The organism is Streptomyces sp. P9-A2 (assembly GCF_036634175.1).
Taxonomy (GTDB): Bacteria; Actinomycetota; Actinomycetes; order Streptomycetales; family Streptomycetaceae; genus Streptomyces; species Streptomyces pratens.
In genome coordinates, this window is sequence record NZ_JAZIFX010000001.1 from 4294283 (window position 1) to 4318439 (window position 24157).

At 71.2% G+C, this 24157-nt stretch carries 16 protein-coding genes and 1 pseudogene; 11 read left to right on the forward strand and 6 right to left on the reverse strand.

The window, feature by feature from the left end:
* Positions 1 to 294: 294 nt before the first annotated feature.
* Together V4Y04_RS19535 and V4Y04_RS19540 are read left to right on the forward strand one after the other, a co-directional pair.
* The gene (locus V4Y04_RS19535; RefSeq protein ID WP_332429481.1) at positions 295 to 1905 is read left to right on the forward strand and encodes a peptidoglycan-binding protein; all 1611 of its coding nucleotides are present in this window, start codon (positions 295 to 297) and stop codon (positions 1903 to 1905) included.
* A 60-nt stretch (positions 1906 to 1965) separates the two neighbouring features.
* Positions 1966 to 3366: a ricin-type beta-trefoil lectin domain protein gene (locus V4Y04_RS19540; RefSeq protein ID WP_332429482.1), complete on the forward strand. Its 1401-nt coding sequence runs from the start codon at positions 1966 to 1968 to the stop codon at positions 3364 to 3366.
* A 100-nt stretch (positions 3367 to 3466) separates the two neighbouring features.
* On the opposite strand, the gene V4Y04_RS19545 is transcribed toward V4Y04_RS19540, so the two are convergent.
* From V4Y04_RS19545 to V4Y04_RS19555, 3 genes are all read right to left on the reverse strand, one after another.
* Complete coding sequence (locus V4Y04_RS19545) at positions 3467 to 5659, reverse strand: ATP-binding protein (RefSeq protein WP_332429483.1); 2193 nt, start codon at positions 5657 to 5659, stop codon at positions 3467 to 3469.
* Positions 5656 to 6300, reverse strand: coding sequence for a DUF4255 domain-containing protein (locus tag V4Y04_RS19550; RefSeq protein ID WP_332429484.1), 645 nt, complete (start codon positions 6298 to 6300; stop codon positions 5656 to 5658). The genes V4Y04_RS19545 and V4Y04_RS19550 overlap by 4 nt, the downstream gene beginning before the upstream one ends.
* Positions 6301 to 6464: 164 nt before the next feature.
* Positions 6465 to 7148: a helix-turn-helix transcriptional regulator gene (locus tag V4Y04_RS19555; protein WP_332429485.1), complete on the reverse strand. Its 684-nt coding sequence runs from the start codon at positions 7146 to 7148 to the stop codon at positions 6465 to 6467.
* Between the two features lie 456 nt (positions 7149 to 7604).
* On the opposite strand from V4Y04_RS19555, the gene V4Y04_RS19560 reads away from it, so the two are divergent.
* Positions 7605 to 10598 (forward strand): helix-turn-helix transcriptional regulator, encoded by a 2994-nt coding sequence (locus V4Y04_RS19560; RefSeq protein ID WP_332429486.1) that lies wholly within the window; start codon positions 7605 to 7607, stop codon positions 10596 to 10598.
* A 505-nt stretch (positions 10599 to 11103) separates the two neighbouring features.
* Here the strand turns inward: V4Y04_RS19560 and V4Y04_RS19565 are convergent.
* Positions 11104 to 13386, reverse strand: coding sequence for a (Fe-S)-binding protein (locus tag V4Y04_RS19565; RefSeq protein WP_332429487.1), 2283 nt, complete (start codon positions 13384 to 13386; stop codon positions 11104 to 11106).
* 735 nt (positions 13387 to 14121) lie between these two features.
* On the opposite strand from V4Y04_RS19565, the gene dnaK reads away from it, so the two are divergent.
* The 6 genes from dnaK (at position 14122) to V4Y04_RS19595 (ending at position 21408) form a co-directional block, all read left to right on the forward strand.
* Positions 14122 to 15966 (forward strand): molecular chaperone DnaK, encoded by a 1845-nt coding sequence (gene dnaK, locus V4Y04_RS19570; protein WP_332429488.1) that lies wholly within the window; start codon positions 14122 to 14124, stop codon positions 15964 to 15966.
* The gene (gene grpE, locus V4Y04_RS19575) at positions 15963 to 16634 is read left to right on the forward strand and encodes a nucleotide exchange factor GrpE (protein WP_332429489.1); all 672 of its coding nucleotides are present in this window, start codon (positions 15963 to 15965) and stop codon (positions 16632 to 16634) included. The genes dnaK and grpE overlap by 4 nt, the downstream gene beginning before the upstream one ends.
* A gap of 90 nt (positions 16635 to 16724) precedes the next feature.
* Positions 16725 to 17921: a molecular chaperone DnaJ gene (dnaJ, locus tag V4Y04_RS19580; RefSeq protein ID WP_332429490.1), complete on the forward strand. Its 1197-nt coding sequence runs from the start codon at positions 16725 to 16727 to the stop codon at positions 17919 to 17921.
* A 5-nt stretch (positions 17922 to 17926) separates the two neighbouring features.
* The gene (locus V4Y04_RS19585; protein ID WP_332429491.1) at positions 17927 to 18379 is read left to right on the forward strand and encodes a heat shock protein transcriptional repressor HspR; all 453 of its coding nucleotides are present in this window, start codon (positions 17927 to 17929) and stop codon (positions 18377 to 18379) included.
* Between the two features lie 515 nt (positions 18380 to 18894).
* Entirely contained in the window at positions 18895 to 20001 is a 1107-nt protein-coding gene (locus V4Y04_RS19590) for a sugar ABC transporter substrate-binding protein (protein ID WP_332429492.1), read from the forward strand.
* 348 nt (positions 20002 to 20349) lie between these two features.
* Positions 20350 to 21408 carry a helix-turn-helix transcriptional regulator gene (locus V4Y04_RS19595; RefSeq protein WP_332429493.1) on the forward strand — a complete coding sequence of 353 codons (1059 nt, stop codon included), beginning with the start codon at positions 20350 to 20352 and terminating at the stop codon, positions 21406 to 21408.
* On the opposite strand, the pseudogene V4Y04_RS19600 reads toward V4Y04_RS19595, so the two are convergent.
* Together V4Y04_RS19600 and V4Y04_RS19605 are read right to left on the reverse strand one after the other, a co-directional pair.
* A pseudogene (locus tag V4Y04_RS19600) lies at positions 21371 to 22376 on the reverse strand (helix-turn-helix transcriptional regulator). The gene V4Y04_RS19595 and the pseudogene V4Y04_RS19600 sit on opposite strands and share 38 nt — an antisense overlap.
* Before the next feature lie 9 nt (positions 22377 to 22385).
* Positions 22386 to 23363 (reverse strand): helix-turn-helix transcriptional regulator, encoded by a 978-nt coding sequence (locus tag V4Y04_RS19605; RefSeq protein ID WP_332429494.1) that lies wholly within the window; start codon positions 23361 to 23363, stop codon positions 22386 to 22388.
* Between the two features lie 138 nt (positions 23364 to 23501).
* On the opposite strand from V4Y04_RS19605, the gene V4Y04_RS19610 reads away from it, so the two are divergent.
* Together V4Y04_RS19610 and V4Y04_RS19615 are read left to right on the forward strand one after the other, a co-directional pair.
* The gene (locus V4Y04_RS19610) at positions 23502 to 23735 is read left to right on the forward strand and encodes a hypothetical protein (protein ID WP_332429495.1); all 234 of its coding nucleotides are present in this window, start codon (positions 23502 to 23504) and stop codon (positions 23733 to 23735) included.
* A 3-nt stretch (positions 23736 to 23738) separates the two neighbouring features.
* Positions 23739 to 24074, forward strand: a complete 336-nt coding sequence (locus tag V4Y04_RS19615) for a hypothetical protein (protein WP_332429496.1) — start codon at positions 23739 to 23741, stop codon at positions 24072 to 24074.
* The last annotated feature ends 83 nt before the right edge of the window (positions 24075 to 24157 follow it).

The window sequence follows — 24157 nt, forward strand, 5'->3', positions numbered from 1 at the left end:
GGGTACAAGTCAGGTCTACGCCCACCCTCGCGCGCGCAGCGCGTCGTACAAACGTCTGCGAGTGCCGCATGCGGGGCATTCGTGTTGCCCGGAAGGGCAACGGGGCGTCGGCTTCGGTGGCCTGAGTGGTCCTGCGGGCCTGCCCGGCGGGCGGCCTTTCCGCCCCGGCCGGGACGAAGGCGCGGGCCCGGTGTGGCCCCTGCGGCGGCCAGGGCAACCACTCGGCCTCGCAGGGCACTTGACACTGCCCCCGGGACTCCTGACGGTCCGTGCCGCAGACCGTAGCGTCGCTGCGTGAGCCTATGGACTTCTCTTGAGCCGGCGTCGACGACGGTGGATCCCGGTGGTAGTGCGACGGTGCGGTTGCGGGTGCGCAACACCGGTGACGTGGTGGACGAGTACCGGTTCGAGCCGGTGGGTGATCTCGCGCCGTGGGCGCGGGTGGAGCCGCAGTCGTTGCGGTTGTATCCGGGGACGACGGGGACGGTGGAGGTGTCGTTCGCTCCGCCGCGTACGTCGGACGCGGCGGCGGGTCCGCATCCGTATGCGGTGCGGATCACGCCGACGGAGCATCCGGAGGCGACGACCGTTCCCGAGGGGAATGTGACGGTCACGCCGTTCACGGAGGTGCGGGCGGAGTTGGTTCCGCCGGTGGTGAAGGGGCGGTTGCGGGGGCGTCCGAAGCTGGCGGTGGACAACCTCGGTAATACGAGGGTGACCGCGTCGCTCAGTGGCAGTGACAACGGTGATCAGTTGTCGTTCGATCTGGATCCGGGCAATGTGCAGATCGAGCCGGGTCGGGCGGTGTTCGTCAAGGCGCGGTTGAAGCCGCGGGAGATCATCTGGTTCGGTTCGAAGCAGGAGCGTCCGTACGCGTTGGCGGTGCAGCGTTCGGGGGTGGATCCGCAGAGCGTGGACGGGACGTTCGTCCAGCGCGGTTTCCTGCCCGGATGGCTGGCGTCGATGATGGGGCTGTTCCTGGCTCTGGCGATCGCGTTCGTCGTGATCTGGCTGTCCTACAAGCCCGACGTGCGCTCCCTGGCCACCGAACAGATGGCAGGGGTCGGTGCGACCGCGCTGCCCAACCCCGAGTCCGACGAACCGATCGTCGACGCGCCGTCGGCCCCGGCGGAGAACCCGCTCCCGAGCGCCCCCGCAGCCGCCGCCGGTGCCGGTGCCGGCGGCGGCGGTGGCGGTGGCGGTGGTGGTGGTGGCGGTGGCGGTGGCGACGATGGAGGCGGCGGCGGAGGCGGCGGCGAGGAGAAGGCGGAGAAGGCCGAGCCCACCGGACCGCTGCCCTTCCGCCCCGGCGACGGACCCAACCTGTTCGTGGAGTTCGCGCAGGTGCGGCTCAACACCCTGAAGCCGGACAACCCCTGCCGGCTCACGGCCCCCCACACCCCGGGCCTCATGGACGAGATGACCGTGGCCGCCCTGAAGTGCTTCCAGAAGCAGAACGACCAGCGGTACAACGGCGTCTCCGTCAAGACCGACGGCCTCGGCAACCTCGGCCGGTCCACCATGACCACCCTGGTGATGGCGCACTTCGGCACGGACCCCTCCGGTGTGCAGCTCGGCAAGAACAACTGGGAGGTCCCGTGGTTCGAGAGCGCCATGCTGTGGGCGTCCTACACGACGATCGACCAGGGTGTGGCCACCGCGCAGGGACTGTGGATCCGGACCAACATGATCTACCTGCGCGACGTGGACAACCGGGTGTCCGGCGAGGCCACTCAGCAGACGAGCGCCAGGGTCAGCGTCTACCAGGAGGGTGTCGGCCTCCCGGTGACCGGTGTGGTCGACGACAAGACGTTCGCCCACCTGCACGCGGGCAGGGTCGTCGCCCAGGGGAGCCCCGGCAAGGTCACCGCCAAGGACTACCCGTTCCCTCCCGAGAGCAACTGACCGCCCGGACACGGCGGCCCTGATCATCTCCCTTCTGAGCCGAGGAACCTGGACACGACGATGACCCTGTGGACTTCTCTTGAGCCGGCGTCGACGACGGTGGATCCCGGTGGTAGTGCGACGGTGCGGTTGCGGGTGCGCAACACCGGTGACGTGGTGGACGAGTACCGGTTCGAGCCGGTGGGTGATCTCGCGCCGTGGGCGCGGGTGGAGCCGCAGTCGTTGCGGTTGTATCCGGGGACGACGGGGACGGTGGAGGTGTCGTTCGCTCCGCCGCGTACGTCGGACGCGGCGGCGGGTCCGCATCCGTATGCGGTGCGGATCACGCCGACGGAGCATCCGGAGGCGACGACCGTTCCCGAGGGGAATGTGACGGTCACGCCGTTCACGGAGGTGCGGGCGGAGTTGGTTCCGCCGGTGGTGAAGGGGCGGTTGCGGGGTCGTCCGAAGCTGGCGGTGGACAACCTCGGTAATACGAGGGTGACCGCGTCGCTCAGTGGCAGTGACAACGGTGATCAGTTGTCGTTCGATCTGGATCCGGGCAATGTGCAGATCGAGCCGGGTCGGGCGGTGTTCGTCAAGGCGCGGTTGAAGCCGCGGGAGATCATCTGGTTCGGTTCGAAGCAGGAGCGTCCGTACGCGTTGGCGGTGCAGCGTTCGGGGGTGGATCCGCAGAGTGTGGACGGGACGTTCGTCCAGCGCGGTTTCCTGCCCGGATGGCTGGCGTCGATGATGGGGCTGTTCCTGGCTCTGGCGATCGCGTTCGTGGTGATCTGGCTGTCCTACAAGCCCGACGTCCGCTCCCTGGCCACCGAACAGATGGTGGAGGCCGGCGCCGACAGAATTCCCGCTCCGAGCCCCGCGCTGTCCGCGCCGACCGTCGTGACCCCCGCCGAACCGTCGGTGGAGGCGCAGGCGCCCGAGCAGGAGAAAACCGAGGACACCGGGGAATCCGACGGCGCGGGTGCCGAGGAGAAGGAGAAGCCGGAGGCCGGCGGTGGCGGTGGCGGTGGCGGTGGCGGGGAAGGCCAGGCCGAGGCCGAGGCCGAAAAGGTCGAGCTGGTCGGCGACTTCATCGTGGGCGTGAGCTCCGGGCGATGCGTCACCGTTCCGCTGAAGAAGGGCAAGGCGCAGGACGGCACCGGTCTGGAACTGCGGGACTGCGACGACGAGGCACCCAACCAGCGGTGGAGCTTCCAGGGCGACGGCACCGTCCGCTCCATGGAGATGTGCATGGACGTGGCCTGGGGTTCCACGGAGGCCGGCGCCCAGATCCAGCTGGCCCGGTGCAGCGGCAATCCCGCTCAGACGATCGTGAGGAGCCCGGACCGCGATCTCGTCAACCCGCAGGCGGACAAGTGCGTCGACGCCTATTCCGGGGGCACCGCCAACGGCACGAAGCTGGTGCTGTGGACGTGCGCGGGCGGGGACAACCAGAAATGGCTGGTGAGGACGGCCTGACCGGACAGGAGAAGGACCGACCGCGACCCGGCCTCCCGTGGGGGAGGCCGGGTCGCGGTCGGCCCGGTGGGAGTCGGCCCGGTGGTGGCGGCGCGCCCTGTTACCAGGTGCCCTCGCCCGGTACCAGCCGCCCCGCCTTGCGGTACTCCCGGCGCGCGCCCTCCAGCAGGTCGGCCGTGGTGACCGGGCCGTCCCGGTCCGCGGCCGCGTAGGCGGCGGTGACCACGGCGCTGCGGATGGAACCACCGGCCAGCTCGAAGTCCCGCGCGGCCCGGTGCGGGTCGATGCCGTCCGCGCACGGCACGTGGGAGAGGCTGTGCCGCCACAGCGCGAGCCGCTGACCGGCGTCCGGGAACGGGAAGTCGACCACCAGGTCCAGCCGCCGGGTGAACGCCTCGTCGATGTTCGCCCGCAGGTTGGTGGTGAGCAGCGCGATGCCGTCGAAGGACTCCAGACGCTGCAGCAGATACGCGCTCTCCATGTTGGCGTACCGGTCGTTCGCGTCCTTGACCTCGGACCGTTTGCCGAAGACGGCGTCCGCCTCGTCGAAGAGCAGGACGGCGTCGGTGCGGTCCGCCTCGGAGAAGATGCGCTCCAGGTTCTTCTCGGTCTCGCCGACGTACTTGTCCACGACCGAGGACAACCGCACGACGTACATGTCCAGCCCCAGTTCGGCGGCGACGACCTCGGCGGACAGCGTCTTGCCCGTGCCGGACTCGCCGGCGAACAGTCCCAGCACGCCCCGGCCCCGGCCGCCGCCGGCACTGAGCCGCCAGTCGCCGAGCACCCGGTCGCGGTTGCGGGCCCGCTGGGCCAGCTCCCGCAGCTGCGTCAGCGGAGTCTCGGGCAGTACCAGGTCGCCCCAGTCCACCGCCGGCCGGATCCGCCGGGCGTGCCGCTCCAGCCCCGACGCCGACTGCTGGCGCGCGGCGAGCCTGAGGTGGTCGGGGGTGAGCGCGGTGCCGTCGAACGCGGCGAGGCCCTGGGCGGCCCGCGCGGCCCGCAGCACCCGGTCCGCGCTCAGGTGGTACGGGGCCACGGTGGCGGCGAGGTCGAAGCCGAGGGAGCCGGTGGGTCCGTCGGCTCCGGTGGGTCTGTCGGGTCCGTCGGCTCCGTCAGGGGTGTTGAGGCCGGGCGGATCGGCGGAGGCGGGCGGATCGGCAGGGCCGGGGGGCCCGGCCGGTGTGCCCGCAGGGACGTCCGGTTCTGCCCCGACGTCCAGTGCCGCCGACCAGGTGTCCACGGCGCCGGCGCCCAGCCGGGGGGCGTCCAGGACGAGGGGATCGTGGTCGCACCACTCCGGGTCGTACGGCCGGGAGCCGGTGAACACCACGGGCACGTCGGGCACCGACAGTACCCGCACCAGTGCCCCGGGATCGTCGGGAAGCGGGGACACCACCACGCCGCGGTCCCGCAGCCGGGCCTCGCGCAGCAGAGCACTCAGCGGTTCCTCGGCATGCGGCCCTTGGGGGGAGTAGTGCAGGGCGCCGCCGGGGAGGGCCCGCGCGGCGTGGACCAGGCCCTCGCCGTCGCGGTGTTCGCGCAGGTAGACGGTGAGCGGCGCGGCGGCCAGTCGTGCGGCGAGCCGCCCGGCGAACGTGTCACCGCCGGGCCCGTCCGCGGTGGCCGGCACGGCGAGCGGGCGTACCCGCCCGGCGAGGGAGGGGTCCGGGGTGTCGTCGCCGAGGAGGTGGGCGAGAAGGCGGCCCGGGACCCGCAGCGACCGGCTGAGGAACGGGCGCTCCGGCTCGTCGACGCCTAGCAGGGCCAGGGAGCGCAGGGGGGCCGAGGAATGGAAGACGGCGCGGACCTCGGGCCGGTGCACGGGTGCGCCGCACAGGTCCAGGGCGAGTCCGATGGTGGCGCGGCGGCGGCCGACGTCGTCGTTGAGGTAGCCGTAGAGAGGCTCGAAGGAGCGGTCCAGGTCAGGGGCGAGTGCCATGAGCAGCACCGACACCTCCAGCGGACGCAGGCCGAGTCGCCGCGCGAGCGGCCCGAGGCGGTCGCCGGGGAGTTCGCCGTTGTTGCCCGCGAGGCCGTCGTCTCCCTCGTGGCCGCCGGAGTCGTCGTATGTGTCGGGCGGGGCGGGGGACGGGTGGGCGGAGGTGCGGAGGTGGTGCCGGACGGCTTCCTCGGACAGGTAGAGGCCGCGGAGCGGGTCGTCGGCGGTCGGGTCACCGGCGGCGCGGTGCTCGACCAGCAGGGCGACGCGTTCCCGGAGCCGTATGACGTGCTTCAGGAGCGCCTCGGCCGGGTCGTGGTCGTAGCCGTTCCCCGGGTCGTAGCTGTTCAACGGTTCCGCTTCCCCCGCTCGATCTGGTGCGGGCGGTGGCTGCGCTCGGGCGAGTCGTCCAGGGTGCCGTCGACCGCGCGGACGCGTACGGCCGCGCCCTGGGTGACCGGCGGGCCGGCGTCGTACTCCGGGAAGGCCGGGAACGGGGCGACCACCACCAGGTCGAGCGACGGCTTGAGTTCACCGCCGAGCGCGGACCAGATCTCGGCGAGGGACCGTGACTCGGTCTGGATACCGGCCACCGTCAGCGGTACCGAAAGCCCCAACGCTCCCAGAGCGCCAGGAAGTTCGTCGGGCGGCAGGATTTCGCGGGGCAGCAGGGTGGCCAGCACGGCGGACAGCAGGCGGTGTTCGTCCTGCGGCTGCTTGGTCCAGGCGGTGACCAGGTACGACAGCCGGAACCAGCGCGGCGGTTGGCGGCGCCGTACCACCTGGCCGCGGTCGTCGGTGACCGCGACCGTGCCGCGTTCGCGCCGCGCGACCTCCTCACGGATGTCGTAGAGGTAGGCGTTGATGGCGGGCGCGTTGCGGCGGGCCGCCCAGTCCCGGGTCGGGGCGTCCAGCGACACCTCGATGCCGGAGCCGGCCAGGGCCCCGCCTTCGAGGAGCCTCTTCAGGACCTCGTCCACCTCGTGGATCACCGTCGTACTCCTGCTCTGCCGTTCCGCGACTCTCCGGCTGCCGGACCCGCCGGGCCGCCGAGCTCTACCGATCCTGCCCGTGGGCGCGCCGTGCCGCGGACGCTCCGGCACGGGGGCGGGGCACGGGGCCCTGCCCGAGGGGGGCAACTCGATTGCCCGTTCGGTCAGATGTAGCCTTCCCGAAGGGCGTACGCGACGGCGTGCGCACGGTTGCGGAGGTGCAACCGGGTAGTGAGTCCGTGCAACACGTTCTTGACCGTGCGTTCGGAGTATGAGAGTTTGCCGGCGATTTCTCCGGTGTCCAGACCTTCGGAGACGAGCCTCAGGACATCGACCTCACGGGCCGTCAGCCCGGCGGCAGCGCCTCCGGGGTGGCCCGCCGAGGCGCGGTGCAGCGTGCCCACCTGGTTGATCAGCCGGCCCAGCAGGTCCGCGGGCAGGTCCCCGTCGCCCCGGGAGGCCGCCACGACGGCCCGCACCATCCGGTGCGCGGTGGCCTCGTGGCGCCAGACGATGGCGCCGACCCCGCATTCGACCACGTCGAGGAGCTCGGTCTCCCGGATCGCGCCGACCACGAGCACGGCCCGGCTGCCGTCGCTGCGCACGAGTTTGCGCATACGGGTCAACAGGCCCTCGTCCAGATGGTCGTTGATCAGGAGGGCCACGGTCCCCGGGCCGTTACGGCCGTCGTCCACCAGGTCGATCACCGGATGTCTGCGGAGTTCACTGACCGCTCCGGCCCGGGAGATGGGGTCCGGCGCGTCGACCACCACCGGAATCCGGGGTTCCTGCTCGGCCGCCTGGGCGGCCTCCGCGGTGCCGTACGAGCTGCGCAACCGAATCCCCATGCCCGAGTTCCGGGCACTGCTGGGGCGCCCGGGTCCGATGTTCCGGGTTTACATTCCTGTGCGGGGTGGGGCGCGGACAATCGTGGAGAACCACGAGACGGACCACGAGATCACGCGCGCCGGTCACCGGCCGGGCCCCTGCCGGGTACGCCTCGGCCGTGCTGTGTGCGGCGGTCAGGGGGCATGTCCCGGCTCTGCGGGAATGCAACACGACCCGGCGACCCACGTCCATACCTTTACCCGTGATTCACTCTCCCGCCCTTGCTTCGTGCCCCAAGAGGCCTTATTGACAGGTCCCTTGGGGCATCCGTCGGGCCGATTCCCGCGTCTTCCCCGGTGGGCGGCGGCACGCCTCCCCGCCCGCCTTCCCGTCTGCCGCCCGCTCGTTCGGGTGAGCCCTGGTGGTCCGCCCCCTGCCCGCCCGTTCACCGACGACGACCCGCCCGTTCACCGATCATGACCCGCCCGGCCCAGGAGGAACCGTTGTCCCCAGTGGAATCCCTCAGCGAGCGGGATGACGCCCTGCGGCTGCTGGCCGCTTCGGCCGAACGTGCCTGTGAGGGATCCGGTCGTCTGGTCCTGCTGCGCGGAGCCACCGGCACCGGCCGCACCGCACTCCTGGAGGCCGCCGCCGAGCAGGCGACGGCCCTGGGGATGCGGGTGCTGCGCGCGCGCAGCACCCCGGAGGACACCGGGGCCCACTGGGCCACCCTCCGTCAACTCCTCGGCGACGGAATGGACTTCACCGACAACGTCCTGGCCGGGTGCGGGGCGGCGGGGCCGGGGGACCCCGGTGCCGCAGACCCCCGCGCGTACAGTGCCCGGCTGTGGCGGCTGCTGCGGCGGCAGGCGGACCGCGCCCCGCTGTTCGTGGCGGTCGACGACGTGCACACCGCCGACCCGTCCTCGCGCCGCTGGCTGACCGAGGCGGCCCGGCGCCTCGACCGGCTGCCGGTGCTCCTGGTGGTCACCGAGCGCTGCCAGTACGACATCGACCCGCCCGACGCCGGTCTCGCCCACGCGCTCCCGCCCGACCTCGTGCGCACCCACACCCTCGCCCCGCTGAGCACCGACACGGCCGCGGAACTGGTCCGCGCCGCCTTCCCGGGAGCCGGGCCCGGCCGGGTGGCCGACTGCGTACGGGCCGGCGCGGGCAACCCGCTGCTGTTGCGTGCCCTGCTGGACGACCTGGCGTCCGGGGGCTGGACCGGCGAGCCCGTCCCGCCCGCGGAGCTGCCGGACACCTGCGCCGCCCTGTACCCGGGCGGATACCCGGACGCCGTCTCCTGGTGGCTGGCCAGTGCCGGCGGTGCGACGTCCGCGGTCGCCCGCGCCCTGGCCGTACTGGAGACCGGGGGAGCATGGACGGCCCCCGGCGCGCGGACCCTCCCGGACGCCCGCGTCACCACGGAGACCGGGGCGCGTGCCACGCGGGCTCCGTCCGCGGGGGACGGGGCGCCCGCGGCGGACGGCGGGGTGTCCGGGAGGGGCGGGTGGCCGGGGGCCTGCACCGCCGAACACCGCGAGGTCCAGGCCCAGGTCATCGCCAGGATGGCCCAGGTGGACGCGGCCCGCGTCGCGGGCTGGCTCACCGCGATGACCCGCCTGGGACTGCTGTGCCAGGACGCGGACGGACTGCCCCGGTACGCGCATCCGCTGCTGCGCGACGCGGTGCTGAGCGGCTGGACGAGCGGCCGGCGCAGGGCGGCCCACCGCACCGCCGCCGAGGAACTGATGCGCCGGGGCGCCGACGTCGCCGTGGTGGCCGGGTACCTGGCGCACTCCTCCGTGGTGGCCGAGTCGTGGGCCGTCGACGTACTGGTCCAGGCGGCGGCCGCCGAGGTCCGCGCCGGCCGCGCACGCGCCGCTGTGGCGTTCCTGCGGCGCGCCCTGGACGAGCCGATGGCATCCGGCCGCCGGGCCACCGTCCTCATCCAGCTGGGCTCCCTGGAGTGCGCCGAGCACCCGTCCGGCGGCATCACCCGGCTCACGGAAGCCGTACGGCTCCCGGGCAGCTCCCGGGACCTGGTACGGGCGATGGTGGCCCTGGCCACGGCGCTCTCCCGCAACGGTGAGACCCCGGCGGCGCTCCGCGTGCTCCGCACGGAGGAGGCCCGGCTGACGGACCACCCGGACCTGGTCCGCACGCTGCGCGCCGTCGCCGTACTGATCTCGGACCACGAACTGGGCGCCCTGCGGGAGGAGTACCGGCGGCGGCGCGGGCCGGACGGGGACACCCCGGACCTGCTCGGCACGGCCCACCGGGCACTGATCGTGCGGTACGAGGCGATGGCCGGTCTGGTCTCCTCCCGGGACGCGATGGCCCGGATCCGCGGACTGCTCGAGGAGCCGGCCGATTCGCTCGCCGAACCGTTCCTGCTCTGCACGGCCGCCGCCGTGGCCCAGTGGGCCGACGAGCTCGACGAGGCCGAACGCCTGGTGCGGCGCGCACTGGACACGCTGGGATCCTTCCTGCTGCACCCCATGCACCATGTCCTGCTCGACGTGCGGGTGGATCTCGCGGCGGCCCGCGCGGACTTCGCCACCGTGCTCGCCGACCCGCGGGCCCGGCCGTCCGTGAACGGGCATTCCGGACCCGGGCCGACCAGCGCGCACACGCAGGCCGTGATCGCGCTGGTGGAGACGGGCCAGCTGGAGGAAGCGGCCCGCCTCGTGGACGGGTTCGACCCGCGGACGGCACAGGACTCCTGGAGAACCCACCGCTTCCTGTACGCGCGGGGGGTGCTGCGCGCCGCCGCCGGGGACCCGGCGGCGGCCCTGGACGACTTTCTGGAGTGCGGGCGGCGCCAGACGGTACGCGAGGCGGCCAGGTCCGTGGTCGCCCCCTGGCGCATCGGCGCCGCCGAGTGCCGGCTGGCGCTCGGCCGGCCGCGGGAGGCGCTGGCCCTCGCCGAGGAGGAACTGCGGCTCGCCGAGGTGTGGCACACCCCGCGTGTCCTGGGCCGCGCGCTGCGCGTGCTGGGCGAGGCGACCGGCGGCCGGCGCGGCCTGGAACTCACCGGCCGCGCGGTCGAAGTCCTGCGCGAGGGGCCGGTCGGTACGGAGCTGATCTCGGCCCTGGTCTCCCACGGCCGACGGCTGGCCGCCTCGGGGGAGCGCTCCCACGCCCGGAAACCGCTGCGCGAGGCGGTGGAGCGCGCCGAACGCCTCGGCGCGGTCCGGCTGCGCACCGTCGCCGAGGGGCTGCTCCACGAGGGCGGTGCCCGGCGCGCGGGCGCCCCGCGGACCGGCCCCGCCGCGCTCACCGACAGCGAGCGCCGCATCGCCGGCCTCGCCGCCGAGGGCCGGACGAACGCGGAGATAGCCGCTCTGCTCCACCTCGCCCGGCGCACGGTGGAGACCCATCTGACGGCCTCCTACCGCAAACTCGGCATCCGCCGCCGCACCGAACTCCCCACCACCCTGTCCCTCGACACCGGCGGCGCCTGACCCGTTGTCGCCCGCCCCTCGGGCCGCTCGGGCAACCCACCCGGACGGGCTTCTGCTCGCCCTGGGCACGCTCGGCATCGCCCGTTCGAGGCGGTGTTCCTCGGCGACATCACCGGGGACGTCGCCGCCGCCCGCGCGGCTGGGGCCACCCCGCTCGGGCCGGATGGGGCCATGCCGGCTCCGACGCCCTCACGGCGGCCTGGGTCGCGGTGGTCCTGGCCGGATGCGGCCCGCACGGTCGGCGGCGGCTCCGGGGGCCGAGGACCCCTCGCCGGCGCCGGAGGACGCCGGCCAGAGGCCCTCGACGCCGCCCCGGGCCTCGCCGCCCGAGAGGCCACCCGCCTGCTCAGCGAGCACCGGGCCGCAAGAGAGGGCCTGCTGTCGGCAGGCCCCCTCGGCACATCCGGCGGTGACCGCACCGCACACCTCCAGCGCTCACGCACGACAGCGCCCCGCCGTCGGCCGGAGCCGGAGCGGGGCGCTGGGAGTGGGGCGGTCGTGCCGGTTACTTCACCGGCTCGGGCTCCGGGGTGTTCTCGCTCTCCGCCTCACCGGCGGGGTCGAGCGGCGTCTTGACGGACTCCAGCAGGAGCTGGGCGACGTCCACGACCTGGATGGATTCCTTCGCCGCGCCGTCGTTCTTCTTGCCGTTGACCGAGTCGGTCAGCATGACCAGGCAGAACGGGCAGGCGGTGGAGATGATGTCGGGGTTCAGGGCGAGGGCCTCGTCGACGCGTTCGTCGTTGATGCGCTTGCCGATCCGCTCCTCCATCCACATCCGCGCGCCGCCGGCGCCGCAGCAGAAGCCACGCTCCTTGTGGCGGTGCATCTCCTCGTTGCGCAGGCCCGGGACGTTGGCGATGATCTCGCGCGGCGGCGTGTAGATCTTGTTGTGCCGGCCCAGGTAGCACGGGTCGTGGTAGGTGATGAGGCCCTCGACCGGGGTGACCGGGATCAGCTTGCCCTCGTCGATGAGGTGCTGGAGCAGCTGGGTGTGGTGGATGACCTCGTAGTCGCCGCCGAGCTGCGGGTACTCGTTGCCGAGGGTGTTGAGGCAGTGCGGGCAGGTGGCGACGATCTTCTTCGCCGACTTGGGCTTCTTCGACTCCTCGGTGACGTTGCCCTCGTCGTCCGTCTCCTCGCCGAAGGCCATGTTCAGCGACATGACGTTCTCCATGCCGAGCTCCTGGAACAGGGGCTCGTTGCCGAGGCGGCGGGCGGAGTCACCGGTGCACTTCTCGTCGCCGCCCATGATCGCGAACTTGACGCCCGCGATGTGCAGCAGTTCGGCGAAGGCCTTGGTGGTCTTCTTGGCGCGGTCCTCGAGGGCGCCGGCGCAGCCGACCCAGTACAGGTACTCGACCTCGGTGAGGTCCTCGATGTCCTTGCCGACGACCGGGACCTCGAAGTCGAGCTCCTTGAGCCACTCCAGGCGCTGCTTCTTGGCCAGGCCCCAGGGGTTGCCCTTCTTCTCCAGGTTCTTGAGCATCGTGCCCGCCTCCGAGGGGAAGCTGGACTCGATCATCACCTGGTAGCGGCGCATGTCGACGATGTGGTCGATGTGCTCGATGTCGACCGGGCACTGCTCGACGCAGGCACCGCAGGCGGTGCAGGACCACAGGACGTCCGGGTCGATGACACCGTTCTCTTCGAGGGTGCCGATCAGCGGACGCTCGGCCTCCGCGAGGGCGGCCGCGGGCACGTCCTTGAGGGCTTCGGCCGACGCCTTCTCCTCGCCCTCCATCGTCTTGCCGCCGCCGGCCAGCAGGTAGGGGGCCTTGGCGTGCGCGTGGTCGCGCAGCGACATGATCAGCAGCTTGGGGGAGAGCGGCTTGCCGGTGTTCCAGGCGGGGCACTGCGACTGGCAGCGCCCGCACTCGGTGCAGGTGGAGAAGTCCAGCAGGCCCTTCCAGGAGAACTGCTCGACCTGGGAGACGCCGAAGACGTCGTCGTCACCGGGGTCGGTGAAGTCGATCGGCTTGCCGCCCGACGTCATCGGCTGCAGCGCGCCGAGGGCGACGTCGCCGTCGGCCTCACGCTTGAACCAGATGTTCGGGAAGGCGAGGAAGCGGTGCCAGGCCACACCCATGTTCATGTTGAGCGAGACCACGATCATCCACACGAACGAGGTCCCGATCTTGATCATGGCGACCAGGTAGACCAGGTTCTGCAGTGTGCCGACGTCGAGGTTCTCGAAGGCGAGCACCAGCGGGTACGAGGCGAAGTACGCCGCCTGGTAGCCGTCCACGTGGTGCAGGGCGCCCTCGAGGCCGCGCAGCACGTAGATGGCGAGGCCGATGGTGAGGATGACGTACTCGACGAAGTACGCCTGACCCGACTTGGAGCCGGTGAAGCGGGACTTGCGGCCCGGACGCGACGGCAGGCTCAGCAGACGGATGACGATGAGCACGGCGATGCCGAGCACGGTCATCACGCCGATGAACTCGATGTACATCTCGAACGGCAGGAAGCCGCCGATGACCGGCAGCGTCCAGTCGGCCTGGAAGAGCTGGCCGAACGCCTGGGCGAGGGTCGGTGGCAGCGTCAGGAAGCCGACGGCCACGAACCAGTGGGCGATGCCGACGACACCCCACCTGTTCATGCGCGTGTGGCCGAGGAACTCCCGCACCAGGGTCACACTGCGCTGGTAGGGATTGTCGGTCCGGGTGCCGGCCGGGACCGGCTGGCCCAGCTTGAAGTACCGGACGAACTGGCCGATCGCGCGTGCGAGCAGGGCAGCGCCGACCACAGCCAGGACCAGCGACACGATGATCGCGGCGAGTTGCATGGGGGCTCCTCGGGCCTGCGAGGGTTGTGCCGGGGGTCCCTGCCACGGGATTCCCGACATTACTAAGCGGTAACTTATGCAGTCCGTCTGAGACTACCCCCAACCCCAGCCGCACTGTAGTCGGGTACGGGGTGATCTGAATCGCTGAGGCTTGCCTTGGGGAACGCCCCGGACGCGGCCGCGCGACGGCCGTCAAAGCGGGGCATACGTCACCAACTTATATCCGTGACGCACACTTGTATCCGTATGCCGCTGTTCCGGCGCCACCGTCCCGGCGGCCCGCAGGCGTCTCCGCCGCCTCCGCGCGGTGCCTCGGTGTCTCCGCGCGGCGCCTCCGCGCGGTTGCCTCGGCGTCCCGCGCGGTGCCTCTGTGTCGCGCGCGAGGCTTTCGCGCGCCACCGGGTGCCGTTGCCGCCCGGCCACCGCGCGCCGCCGCCCCGGCCGCGTTGTCGCTGATGCCGTCCCCGGCGTGACCGCCGGAACGGCGGTGGCGGTGGCGTCGCCGCGGCGTCGCCGTCGAGGCCGCCGGTGGCCTGCTCCCGGCGGGTGGCTGTCGGCGGGTGGCTCCTGCCGCGTCCTCGCGTCTCGCGTCCTTGCGCGAAACCGCAGGCCGGCGCCCGGTTGCGCGTAAGGAGCGGATAAGAGTTGAGTCCCGTCGACTCAGTTCTGTTGACCCGGCGCCGGACGTCAGGCATGCTTGAGTCTGTTCCACTCAAGTCAGCTGGAGGAATCGAAATGGCACGTGCGGTCGGCATCGACCTGGGCACGACTAACTCCGTCGTCAGCGTTCTGGAGGGCGGCGAGCCCACCGTCATCACCAACGCCGAGGGCGCCAGGACCACGCCTTCCGTCGTCGCCTTCGCGAAGAACGGCGAGGTGCTGGTCGGTGAGGTGGCCAAGCGGCAGGCCGTGACCAACGTCGACAGGACCATCCGGTCGGTCAAGCGCCACATGGGCACCGACTGGAAGATCAACCTGGACGGCAAGGACTTCAACCCGCAGCAGATGAGCGCCTTCGTGCTCCAGAAGCTGAAGCGGGACGCCGAGGCGTACCTGGGCGAGAAGGTGACCGACGCGGTCATCACCGTCCCGGCGTACTTCAACGACGCGGAGCGCCAGGCGACCAAGGAGGCCGGCGAGATCGCCGGTCTGAACGTGCTGCGCATCGTCAACGAGCCGACGGCCGCCGCGCTGGCGTACGGCCTCGACAAGGACGAGCAGGTCATCCTGGTCTTCGACCTCGGTGGCGGTACGTTCGACGTCTCCCTCCTCGAGATCGGTGACGGCGTCGTCGAGGTGAAGGCCACCAACGGTGACAACAACCTCGGTGGTGACGACTGGGACCAGCGCGTCGTCGACTACCTGGTCAAGCAGTTCCAGTCCGGGCACGGCGTGGACCTGGGCAAGGACAAGATGGCGCTCCAGCGCCTCCGTGAGGCCGCCGAGAAGGCCAAGATCGAGCTGTCCTCGTCCACCGAGACCACGATCAACCTGCCCTACATCACCGCCTCCGCCGAGGGCCCCCTGCACCTCGACGAGAAGCTGACCCGCGCCCAGTTCCAGCAGCTGACCGCGGACCTGCTGGAGCGCTGCAAGACGCCGTTCAACAACGTGGTCAAGGACGCCGGTATCGCGCTGTCCGAGATCGACCACGTCGTCCTGGTCGGTGGCTCCACCCGTATGCCCGCCGTCGCCGAGCTCGTCAAGGGCATGACCGGCGGCAAGGAGGCCAACAAGGGTGTGAACCCGGACGAGGTCGTCTCGATCGGCGCCGCGCTCCAGGCCGGTGTCCTCAAGGGCGAGGTCAAGGACGTCCTGCTGCTCGACGTCACCCCGCTGTCCCTCGGTATCGAGACCAAGGGCGGCATCATGACCAAGCTGATCGAGCGCAACACCACGATCCCGACGAAGCGCTCGGAGATCTTCACCACGGCCGAGGACAACCAGCCGTCGGTGCAGATCCAGGTCTACCAGGGCGAGCGCGAGATCGCGGCGTACAACAAGAAGCTCGGCATGTTCGAGCTGACCGGTCTGCCGCCGGCGCCGCGCGGTATCCCGCAGATCGAGGTCTCCTTCGACATCGACGCCAACGGCATCATGCACGTCACGGCGAAGGACCTCGGTACCGGAAAGGAGCAGAAGATGACCGTCACCGGCGGCTCCTCGCTCCCGAAGGACGAGGTCGACCGCATGCGTGAGGAGGCCGAGCGGTACGCGGAGGAGGACCACCAGCGCCGCGAGGCCGCCGAGTCCCGCAACCAGGGCGAGCAGCTCGTCTACCAGACCGAGAAGTTCCTCGCGGACAACGAGGACAAGGTCCCCGGCGAGATCAAGACCGAGGTCGAGGCCGCCGTCGCCGAGCTGAAGGAAAAGCTCAAGGGCGAGGACGCCGCCGAGATCCGCACCGCCACGGAGAAGGTCGCGGCCGTCTCCCAGAAGCTGGGCCAGGCCATGTACGCCGACGCGCAGGCCTCCCAGGCGGCCGGCGGAGCCGGCGCGGGTGCCGGTGAGGCCAGGGCGGACGACGATGTGGTCGATGCCGAGATCGTGGACGACGAACGTAAGGACGGTGCGGCGTGACCGAGGAGACCCCGGGCTTCGACGAGCAGTCGCAGCAGCCCGACGTCCCCTCAGGCGTTCCGGCCGACGAGGCCGAGCCGAAGGCCGCCACCCCCTCCGCGGAGGAGGCGGCGGCCCCGGCCGGGGACCCGGGTCCCGACGCCGGGCTGGTGGCCCAGCTGGACCAGGTGCGTACGACGCTCGGTGAGCGCACCGCGGACCTCCAGCGGCTCCAGGCCGAGTACCAGAACTACCGCCGCCGGGTCGAGCGCGACCGGATCGCGGTCAAGGAGGTCGCCGCGGTGAACCTCATGACCGAGCTCCTGCCCGTGCTCGACGACATCGGCCGCGCGCGGGAGCACGGCGAGCTGGTCGGCGGGTTCAAGTCCGTCGCCGAGTCGCTGGAGTCGACCGTGGCGAAGATGGGCCTGCAGTTGTTCGGCAAGGAGGGCGAGCCCTTCGACCCGACGATCCACGAGGCCCTGATGCACTCCTACGCCCCGGACGTCACCGAGACGACGTGCGTGGCGATCCTGCAGCCGGGGTACCGCATCGGCGAGCGCATCATCCGCCCCGCGCGGGTGGCCGTGGCGGAACCGCAGCCGGGTGCCCAGCCGGGCAAGCCGGCCGAGGAGGGCACCGAGGCGGCGGCGGACGACAAGGAGACAGGTGGCCCCCAGGAGGGCTGACGCCTTCGCCGGCGTCCGCACGCCGGCGAGGGCGGGCAGGACGAGCAGGTCAGGAAAGACCGGCTGGGCAGGAGAGGAGGGACGTCGGGGATGAGCACCAAGGACTTCATCGAGAAGGACTACTACAAGGTCCTCGGCGTCCCCCAGGACGCCACCGAGGCCGAGATCAAGAAGGCGTACCGCAAGCTCGCCCGCGAGTACCACCCGGACGCCAACAAGGGCAACGCCAAGGCGGAGGAGCGGTTCAAGGAGATCTCCGAGGCGAACGACGTCCTCGGCGACCCCAAGAAGCGCAAGGAGTACGACGAGGCCCGCTCGCTCTTCGGCAACGGCGGTTTCCGCGCGGGGCCGGGGGCGGGCGGTGCCGGGTCGTTCAACTTCGACCTGGGTGACCTCTTCGGAGGCGGCCAGGGCGGTGCTCAGGGCGGCGGCCAGGCCGGCGCCGGCGGCTTCGGCGGCGGGATCGGCGACGTCTTCGGCGGACTGTTCAACCGCGGCGGCACGGGCACCACGCGTACCCAGCCCCGGCGCGGCCAGGACATCGAGTCCGAGGTCACCCTGAGCTTCACCGAGGCGATCGAGGGGGCGACGGTCCCGCTGCGGATGTCCTCCCAGCAGGCCTGCAAGGCCTGTTCGGGCACCGGCGACAAGAACGGCACACCACGCGTGTGCCCGACCTGCGTCGGCACCGGGCAGGTCGCCCGGGGCAGCGGCGGCGGCTTCTCGCTCACCGACCCGTGCCCCGACTGCAAGGGCCGCGGCCTGACCGCGGAGAACCCCTGCGACATCTGCAAGGGCAGCGGCCGGGCCAAGTCCTCGCGGACGATGCAGGTGCGCATCCCGGCGGGGGTCAGTGACGGCCAGCGGATCCGGCTGCGCGGCAAGGGCGCTCCGGGCGAGCGCGGCGGCCCGGCGGGCGACCTCTACGTGGTCGTGCACGTCGGCAGTCACCCGGTGTTCGGCCGCAAGGAGGACAATCTCACCGTCACCGTCCCGGTCACCTACCCGGAGGCGGCGCTCGGCGGTGAGATCCGCGTCCCGACGCTCGGCGGTCCGCCGGTCACGCTGAAGCTGCCCCCGGGGACACCCAACGGGCGGACCATGCGGGCCCGCGGCAAGGGAGCGGTCCGTAAGGACGGCTCGCGCGGTGATCTGCTGGTCACCGTCGAGGTGAGTGTCCCCAAGGACCTGCCGGGGAAGGCTCGTGACGCACTGGAGGCGTATCGAGAGGCGACCGCGGACGATGATCCGCGGGCGGAGCTGTTCCAGGCCGCGAAGGGAGCTTGAGGGCGATGGACGGTCGTCGACGCAATCCGTACGAACTGACGCAGGACACTCCGGTCTATGTCATTTCGGTGGCGGCCCAGCTCTCCGGGCTGCACCCGCAGACGCTGCGTCAGTACGACCGTCTGGGGCTGGTCTCGCCGGACCGCACCGCGGGCCGGGGCCGCCGCTACTCGGCCCGTGACATCGAGCTGCTCCGTCAGGTGCAGCAGCTGTCGCAGACCGAGGGCATCAACCTGGCCGGCATCAAGCGCATCATCGAGCTGGAGGACCAGGTCGCCGCGCTCCAGGCCCGGGTGGCGGAGCTGGAGGGCGCCCTGGACGGCGTGGCCGCGACCATGCGGCAGCGTGAGGCGGCGGTGCACGCGTCGTACCGCCGGGACCTGGTGCCGTACCAGGAGGTCCAGCAGACCAGTGCGCTGGTGGTGTGGCGGCCCAAGCGCCAGCAGCAGACCGACTGACGGCCGGCGTACGGTCCGGTCGACCTGCGTGCGTCCGGTCCGGTCGACCTGTGTGTCCGGTCCGGTCCGGTCGGCGTGCGTGCGGTCCGGTCGCCGTCGGACGGCGCGAAAGTGTCGGTCCGGGGCGGTGGTGCTGTGACGGAAGTGACTCGGCGGGAAGGCTGCGGCCTGACGGAGAAGTTCTGTTTGGCGCAAAAGTGAAGTACCGGCCGGGGCTCGGAGGTTCGAACGAACCTCTGAGTCCCTTCTGCGTACGGGCTGCTGACGGCTTGTCACCCGGAGTCCCCGGTGTCTCCGTGTACGCCCCGCGCACGGCTGTGAGCAGCACGTGTGTGCGCGTGTGGGATATGTGTGCGATTCTTTCGCCGAGCCCACACGACTTCAGCGCACGGTGCTGTGTTCATCTCGTTAAGTAGTTGGTCTTGACGCCACTGGTCGCTGGAGCGTTGGCTTTTCAGTCACATGGGCCGCAATGTTGTGCCCACGTCCAAAAACGTACTGAAGTGAGCCCTCGCATGCGTCGTATCGCCATATCAGTCGCCGCCGCCTCCATGTCCCTCACGCTCGCCGGTTGCGGCGCGCTCAACGCGACAGGGAGCAGCGACGGAGCGAGCCCCACCAAGGGGAACGATGTCACCATCGGGCTCCTGCTGCCGGAGACGGCCAACACCAGGTACGACCAGTTCGACTACCCCATCTTCAAGAAGAAGGTGGAGGAGCTCACCAGCGACAAGGGCAAGGTCGACTACGCCAACGCCGAGGCGAACGCCGGCAAGCAGTCGAGCCAGATGCAGCAGATGATCAAGGACAAGGTCGACGTCATCGTGCTGGACGCGGTCGACGCGCACGCCATCGCCGAGGACGTGAAGAAGGCCAAGGACGCGGGCATCCCCGTCATCGCCTACGACCGGCTGGCCGAGGGCCCGATCGACGCGTACATATCCTTCGACAACGAGCTGGTCGGCGAGGTCCAGGGCCGCTCCCTGCTGGAGGCGCTCGGCGGCGACGCCGGGGTCACCAGCAAGATCGTCATGATGAACGGCTCGCCGACCGACCCGAACGCCAAGCAGTTCAAGGCGGGGGCGCTGTCCGAGCTCCAGGACGCGGTGACCATCGCCAAGACCTACGACACCAAGGACTGGAAGCCGGAGAACGCCGAGGCCAACATGGCCGAGGCGATCACCGCGATCGGCGCCGGCAACATCGTGGGGATCTACTCCGCCAACGACGGCATGGCGAGCGGCGTCATCAAGGCGCTGAAGGCCGCCGGGGTCACCGAGATGCCCCCGATCACCGGCCAGGACGCCGAACTCGCCGGGGTGCAGCGGATCCTCCTGGGCGACCAGTTCATGAGCGTCTACAAGTCCTACTCGACCGAGGCGGACAACGCGGCGGAGATCGCGGTGGCGCGGGTCCAGGGCAAGAACATCCAGTTCGACGCGCTGACCAGCGACCGCGTCGACAGCCCCACCCACAAGGACATTCCGGCGCAGCTCGTGCCCGTGGTCGCCCTGACCAAGAAGAACATCATGGACACGGTCGTCGCCGACGGGTTCTACAAGGTCTCGGACATCTGCACGGCCGCCTACAAGGAGGCGTGCGACGAGGCCGGGGTGAAGTAAGGCCCGTCCGGCGGCGGGTCTTCGGCCGCCGGACCGCGTCGACCGCCCCGTCGACCGCTCTGCCGGGGAGCGCGGACAGCCGCGCTCCCCGGCAGTGTTCGTTCCCGCACGCGCCCGCGCCGCGCTCCGGGCCCCGCGCTCCGGGCCCCGCGCCCTGCCGCTCTCGCTCCGCTCATGTGGGGCCGACCGCCGCCGGTTTGCTGCAAGGTGGCGAGGCGAGGCGGGGAGATAGGTGGTCGTACCGGCGCTTTTCGATGGTGGCTCCGACGGGAGCCGTGTTGCGGAGCCGGGTGGGTCCGCGCATAGTTGCGCATCGGAAAGTGGCTGAACCGGGGGGTGGGACGGGCAATGGCCGGGCGCGGGACGGACGAGCATCCGCATGGTGCTGACCGACTGTGCGACATCGGGGATCGCGTGTACTCCCGGGCCGTACGGCGCGGGCGGGTGCCGCGCCGGGACGCGGAGCCGGTGCCCTGTCTGCTGGACCTGGCCCTGCTGCACCCGGACCCCGACGACATGGACTGGCTGGTGCCGACCGCCCCGCAGGAGGTCATGACCCGGCTGCTGCGCGGGATGTACGACGAGGTCAGCGCGAGCCAGCGCCGAGTGGGTTCGGCCGTCGACGCCTTCGAGTGGTACGCCGGCCTCGGCCGCGGGACGCAGTCACCGCAGGCCTTCGCCGCCTCGGCCGGGGAAGGCCCGGCGATCCGGGTGCTGGACGGGGTGGCCCGTATCCAGGCCGCGATGGACGAGGCGACGCAGGCGTGCACCACGGAGGTGCTGACGGTCCAGCCCGGCGGTATCCGGCGCGAGGCGGAGCTGTCGGAGGGCCTGCACCGGGCGACGGCGCTGCGCGGGCGCGGGGTGCGGATGCGGGACCTCTACACGCATGTGGCCCGGCACGGCCAGGGGCTGCACACGTACCTGGAGCTGATGGGTGACGCGGTGGAGGCGCGGACGCTGGACGAGGTGACCGAGCGGCTGATCCTCTTCGACCGCACGGTCGCCTTCATTCCCGCCAACGCCGAGCGCTCGATGGCCCTGGAGCTGCGGCACCCGGCGCTGGTGGAGTACCTGGGCACGGTCTTCGAGCGGCTGTGGCGGCTCGCCCTCCCGCTGGCCGCCCCGCTCCCCGACACCGGCTTCGAGGGCGTCTCCCACCGGGAGCGGTCCATCGCGGCGCTGCTCGCGGAGGGCCACCAGGACGCGGTGATAGCGGAGCGGCTCGGGATCAGCGTGCGCACCTGCCGGGCCCACATCGCCCGGCTGTCGGAGACGCTGGGCGCGGCCAGCCGCACCCAGCTGGGCGTCAAGATAGCCCAGACCGGCCTGGACGGCCCGCCGCGGTCAGCGGCGGCCTCCGCCTCCGTCACGAGTCCTGGTCGAGAATCCCGGACTGCCCGATGAGGTACCCGAGCTGAGCCCGGCTCCCGCTGCCCGGTGTCGCGGCGATCTTGGCGATGTGTACGCGGGCGGTGCGGACGTTCATGCCGAGGCGGTCGGCTATGACGGCGTCGGTGTGGCCCTCGACGAGGAGACGGGCGATGGCGTGCTGGCGGGGGGGTGACGCCGTCCAGCGTGGGCCGGCGGACCGCCCGGGGGTGCATCGGCGTGGCCAGGCGCCAGAAACGGTCGAAGGCGGTGGCCAGGTAGCCGACGATCGTAGGATGCCGGATCTCCAGCGCGACGCGGCCGTCGCTGTCGGAGGGGACGAAGGCGACGGTCCGGTCGACGACGATGAGACGGTCGGTCACTTCGTCGAGAGTGCGGGCCTCCGCGTCACCCCTCAACTGCTCGTATCGCGCGATGACCATCAGTACGTGGCGCTGGCTGTGCGGGTACAGGGTGCGGATACGGCCGCCGCGATCGAGGAAGGCCTGGTCGCGCTCCAGGGCGAGGGCCTGAGCGGTCACACCGCGCGCTGAGCTGTAGTGGTTCCTGTGCGGCTGGACGCAGAGGAGTTCATCGGTTCCTTCCGCCAGGGCTTCGAAGAGGGCGCTGTTGATCCGCTCCGAGCCGCTGAGAACCCGGATCATCGGGGGGTCCGTCCCCGTCGGGCGGGGCCTGCCGATTCGCGTGAGCGGTCGGAATGTCTCGGCCAGGCGCTCCTCGCGCCGCCGTTCGTCCGCGATCCGCTCCTCGCGGGCCCGTAGCATCCCGTGCAGGGCCACGGTCGGCTCCACGGGCTCCAGACGGTTCAGATCGTCGACGGCCGGGTGCAACAACCCGAAGTCGACCAGGCAGGGAGCAGTGCGCGCCTCCTGCACGCGGACGTGCCCTTCACGCAGGGAACGGGCGTACAACTCCACCCCCGCCCCGCACAGTTCCTCCCTTCCGTGGTCGTGCTTCCCCGCCGTCACAGGTGGCTCGCTCATCCCCGCTTCTCAGCGCTCCTGCTCGAGGATCCCCGACTGGGCGATAAGGTAACCCAGTTGGGCGCGGCTGCCACTGCCGAGGGCGGAGGCCAGCTTGGCTATGTGGGCGCGGCAGGTGCGGACGTTCATGCCCAGGCGCCGGGCGATGGCCTCGTCGACATGGCCCTCCACGAGGAGCTTGGCGATGGAGTGCTGGATGTCCGTGAGGCCGTCCGAGGCCGACTCGTACGGGGCGCCCATGCTCAGGGGGACCGCACGGGCCCACATGAACTCGAAGACCTTGATCAGGTAGCGGACGAGGCCGGGGTGGCGCAGTTCCAGGGCGACCTGACGGTCGTCACGGGTGGGGATGAAGGCCACGGTCTCGTCGCAGATGACGAGCCGCTCCACGAGCTCGTCGATGGTGCGGTACTCCACTCTGCCGGTGTCGAACCGTGCCACGTACGCCAGCGTCTCGGGGCTGTGGCGGGCGGTGTGCTGGTAGAGGGTCCGGATACGCACCCCCCGCTCGGTCAGCTGCTGGTCGCGCTCCAGCCCTTGGGCGAGGGTGTGTTCCAGCCGACGGCCGCCCGGCTGGACGGTGAGCATCTCGGACCGGCACTGCGCGGTGGCCAGATCGAGGGCGGCGTTTATCCGGCCGAAGCCCTCCAGCACCGTGATCGAGTGGGTGGTCATCGTCGTCTGGGCGCTGAGAGCCATGAACGGCTCGAAGGCGTCGGCCAGTTCGATCGACATCCGCCTGCGCTGGGTGATCTCCCGTTCCAGCGGGTTGAGCCGGTGGGCCAGGGCCACCGCCGGGGAGAGGGGGCGCAGCCAGGTGGGGTCGTCCGGGTCGGGGTGCAGCAGGGCGAGCTCCATCAGACAGGGAGCGGGCTCCACGTCCGTGCGGGCGATGCGGCCCGCGCGCAGGGCGTCGGCATAGAGACGGCTGCCGGCCTCGCACAGTTCGGTGACCGTATGGGGATGTGCCTCATTGGTCCGATTCATTGTCAAATCTCCACCCCACAGGGTCCTGAACATGCAGGAACATGATGCACCGATTGTGTGGCCATGACGTGCCCGAATGAGCCATCGTCGTACGTGACGGGGGAAAAGGGTGATCTTCGAGTGAGGACGAAGCCGACTATGCGCAAGAGAACGCTTCGCTCGGTGCTTGTCGCCGCGTTTTCCGCCGCCATGGCCTTCGGGGCACTGGGTGTCCTGGTCGACGCGGAGGGTGACGTCCGGGCGGACAGCAGCTGGGGCGTACCCGCTCCCGTGGCCGGGGACAGCAGCTGGGGCGCTCCCGCTCCCGTGGCCGGGGACAGCAGCTGGGGCGTGCCCGCTCCCGTGGTCGCGAACGACAGCAGCTGGGGCTGAGTGATGACCACGCCTCCCGACGACCGATCCTTTCGCCGCGAGATGGCCACCGCCTATCGGTCCGGATGGCACTTCATCGACCTGGTCACCGCTCTCCCCCACAGCGGTGACTCCCTGATGGTGACCGTGTTCGGTGAACCGGTCGTCGTCACGCGCGACGAGGACCAGGACGTACGGGCGTACCGGTGTCTGCGGCGGCCCCGAGGAGCGCCGCAGCCCGTGCGGTGTGCCATCCGGTACGGAATGATCTTTGTGAACCTGGATCAACGGGACCATGAGCAGGTGGAGTCCGACTCTCCCGCTCCCCGGACCATCTCGGCCACCCCCCGCAGCGCCTGACGCGATTCCCCCGTCGTAAAAGATCGCGCAGGCGCTTCCCCCAGCAGTGGCGTCACCGTGACCTGAACACGGTGACGCCACTG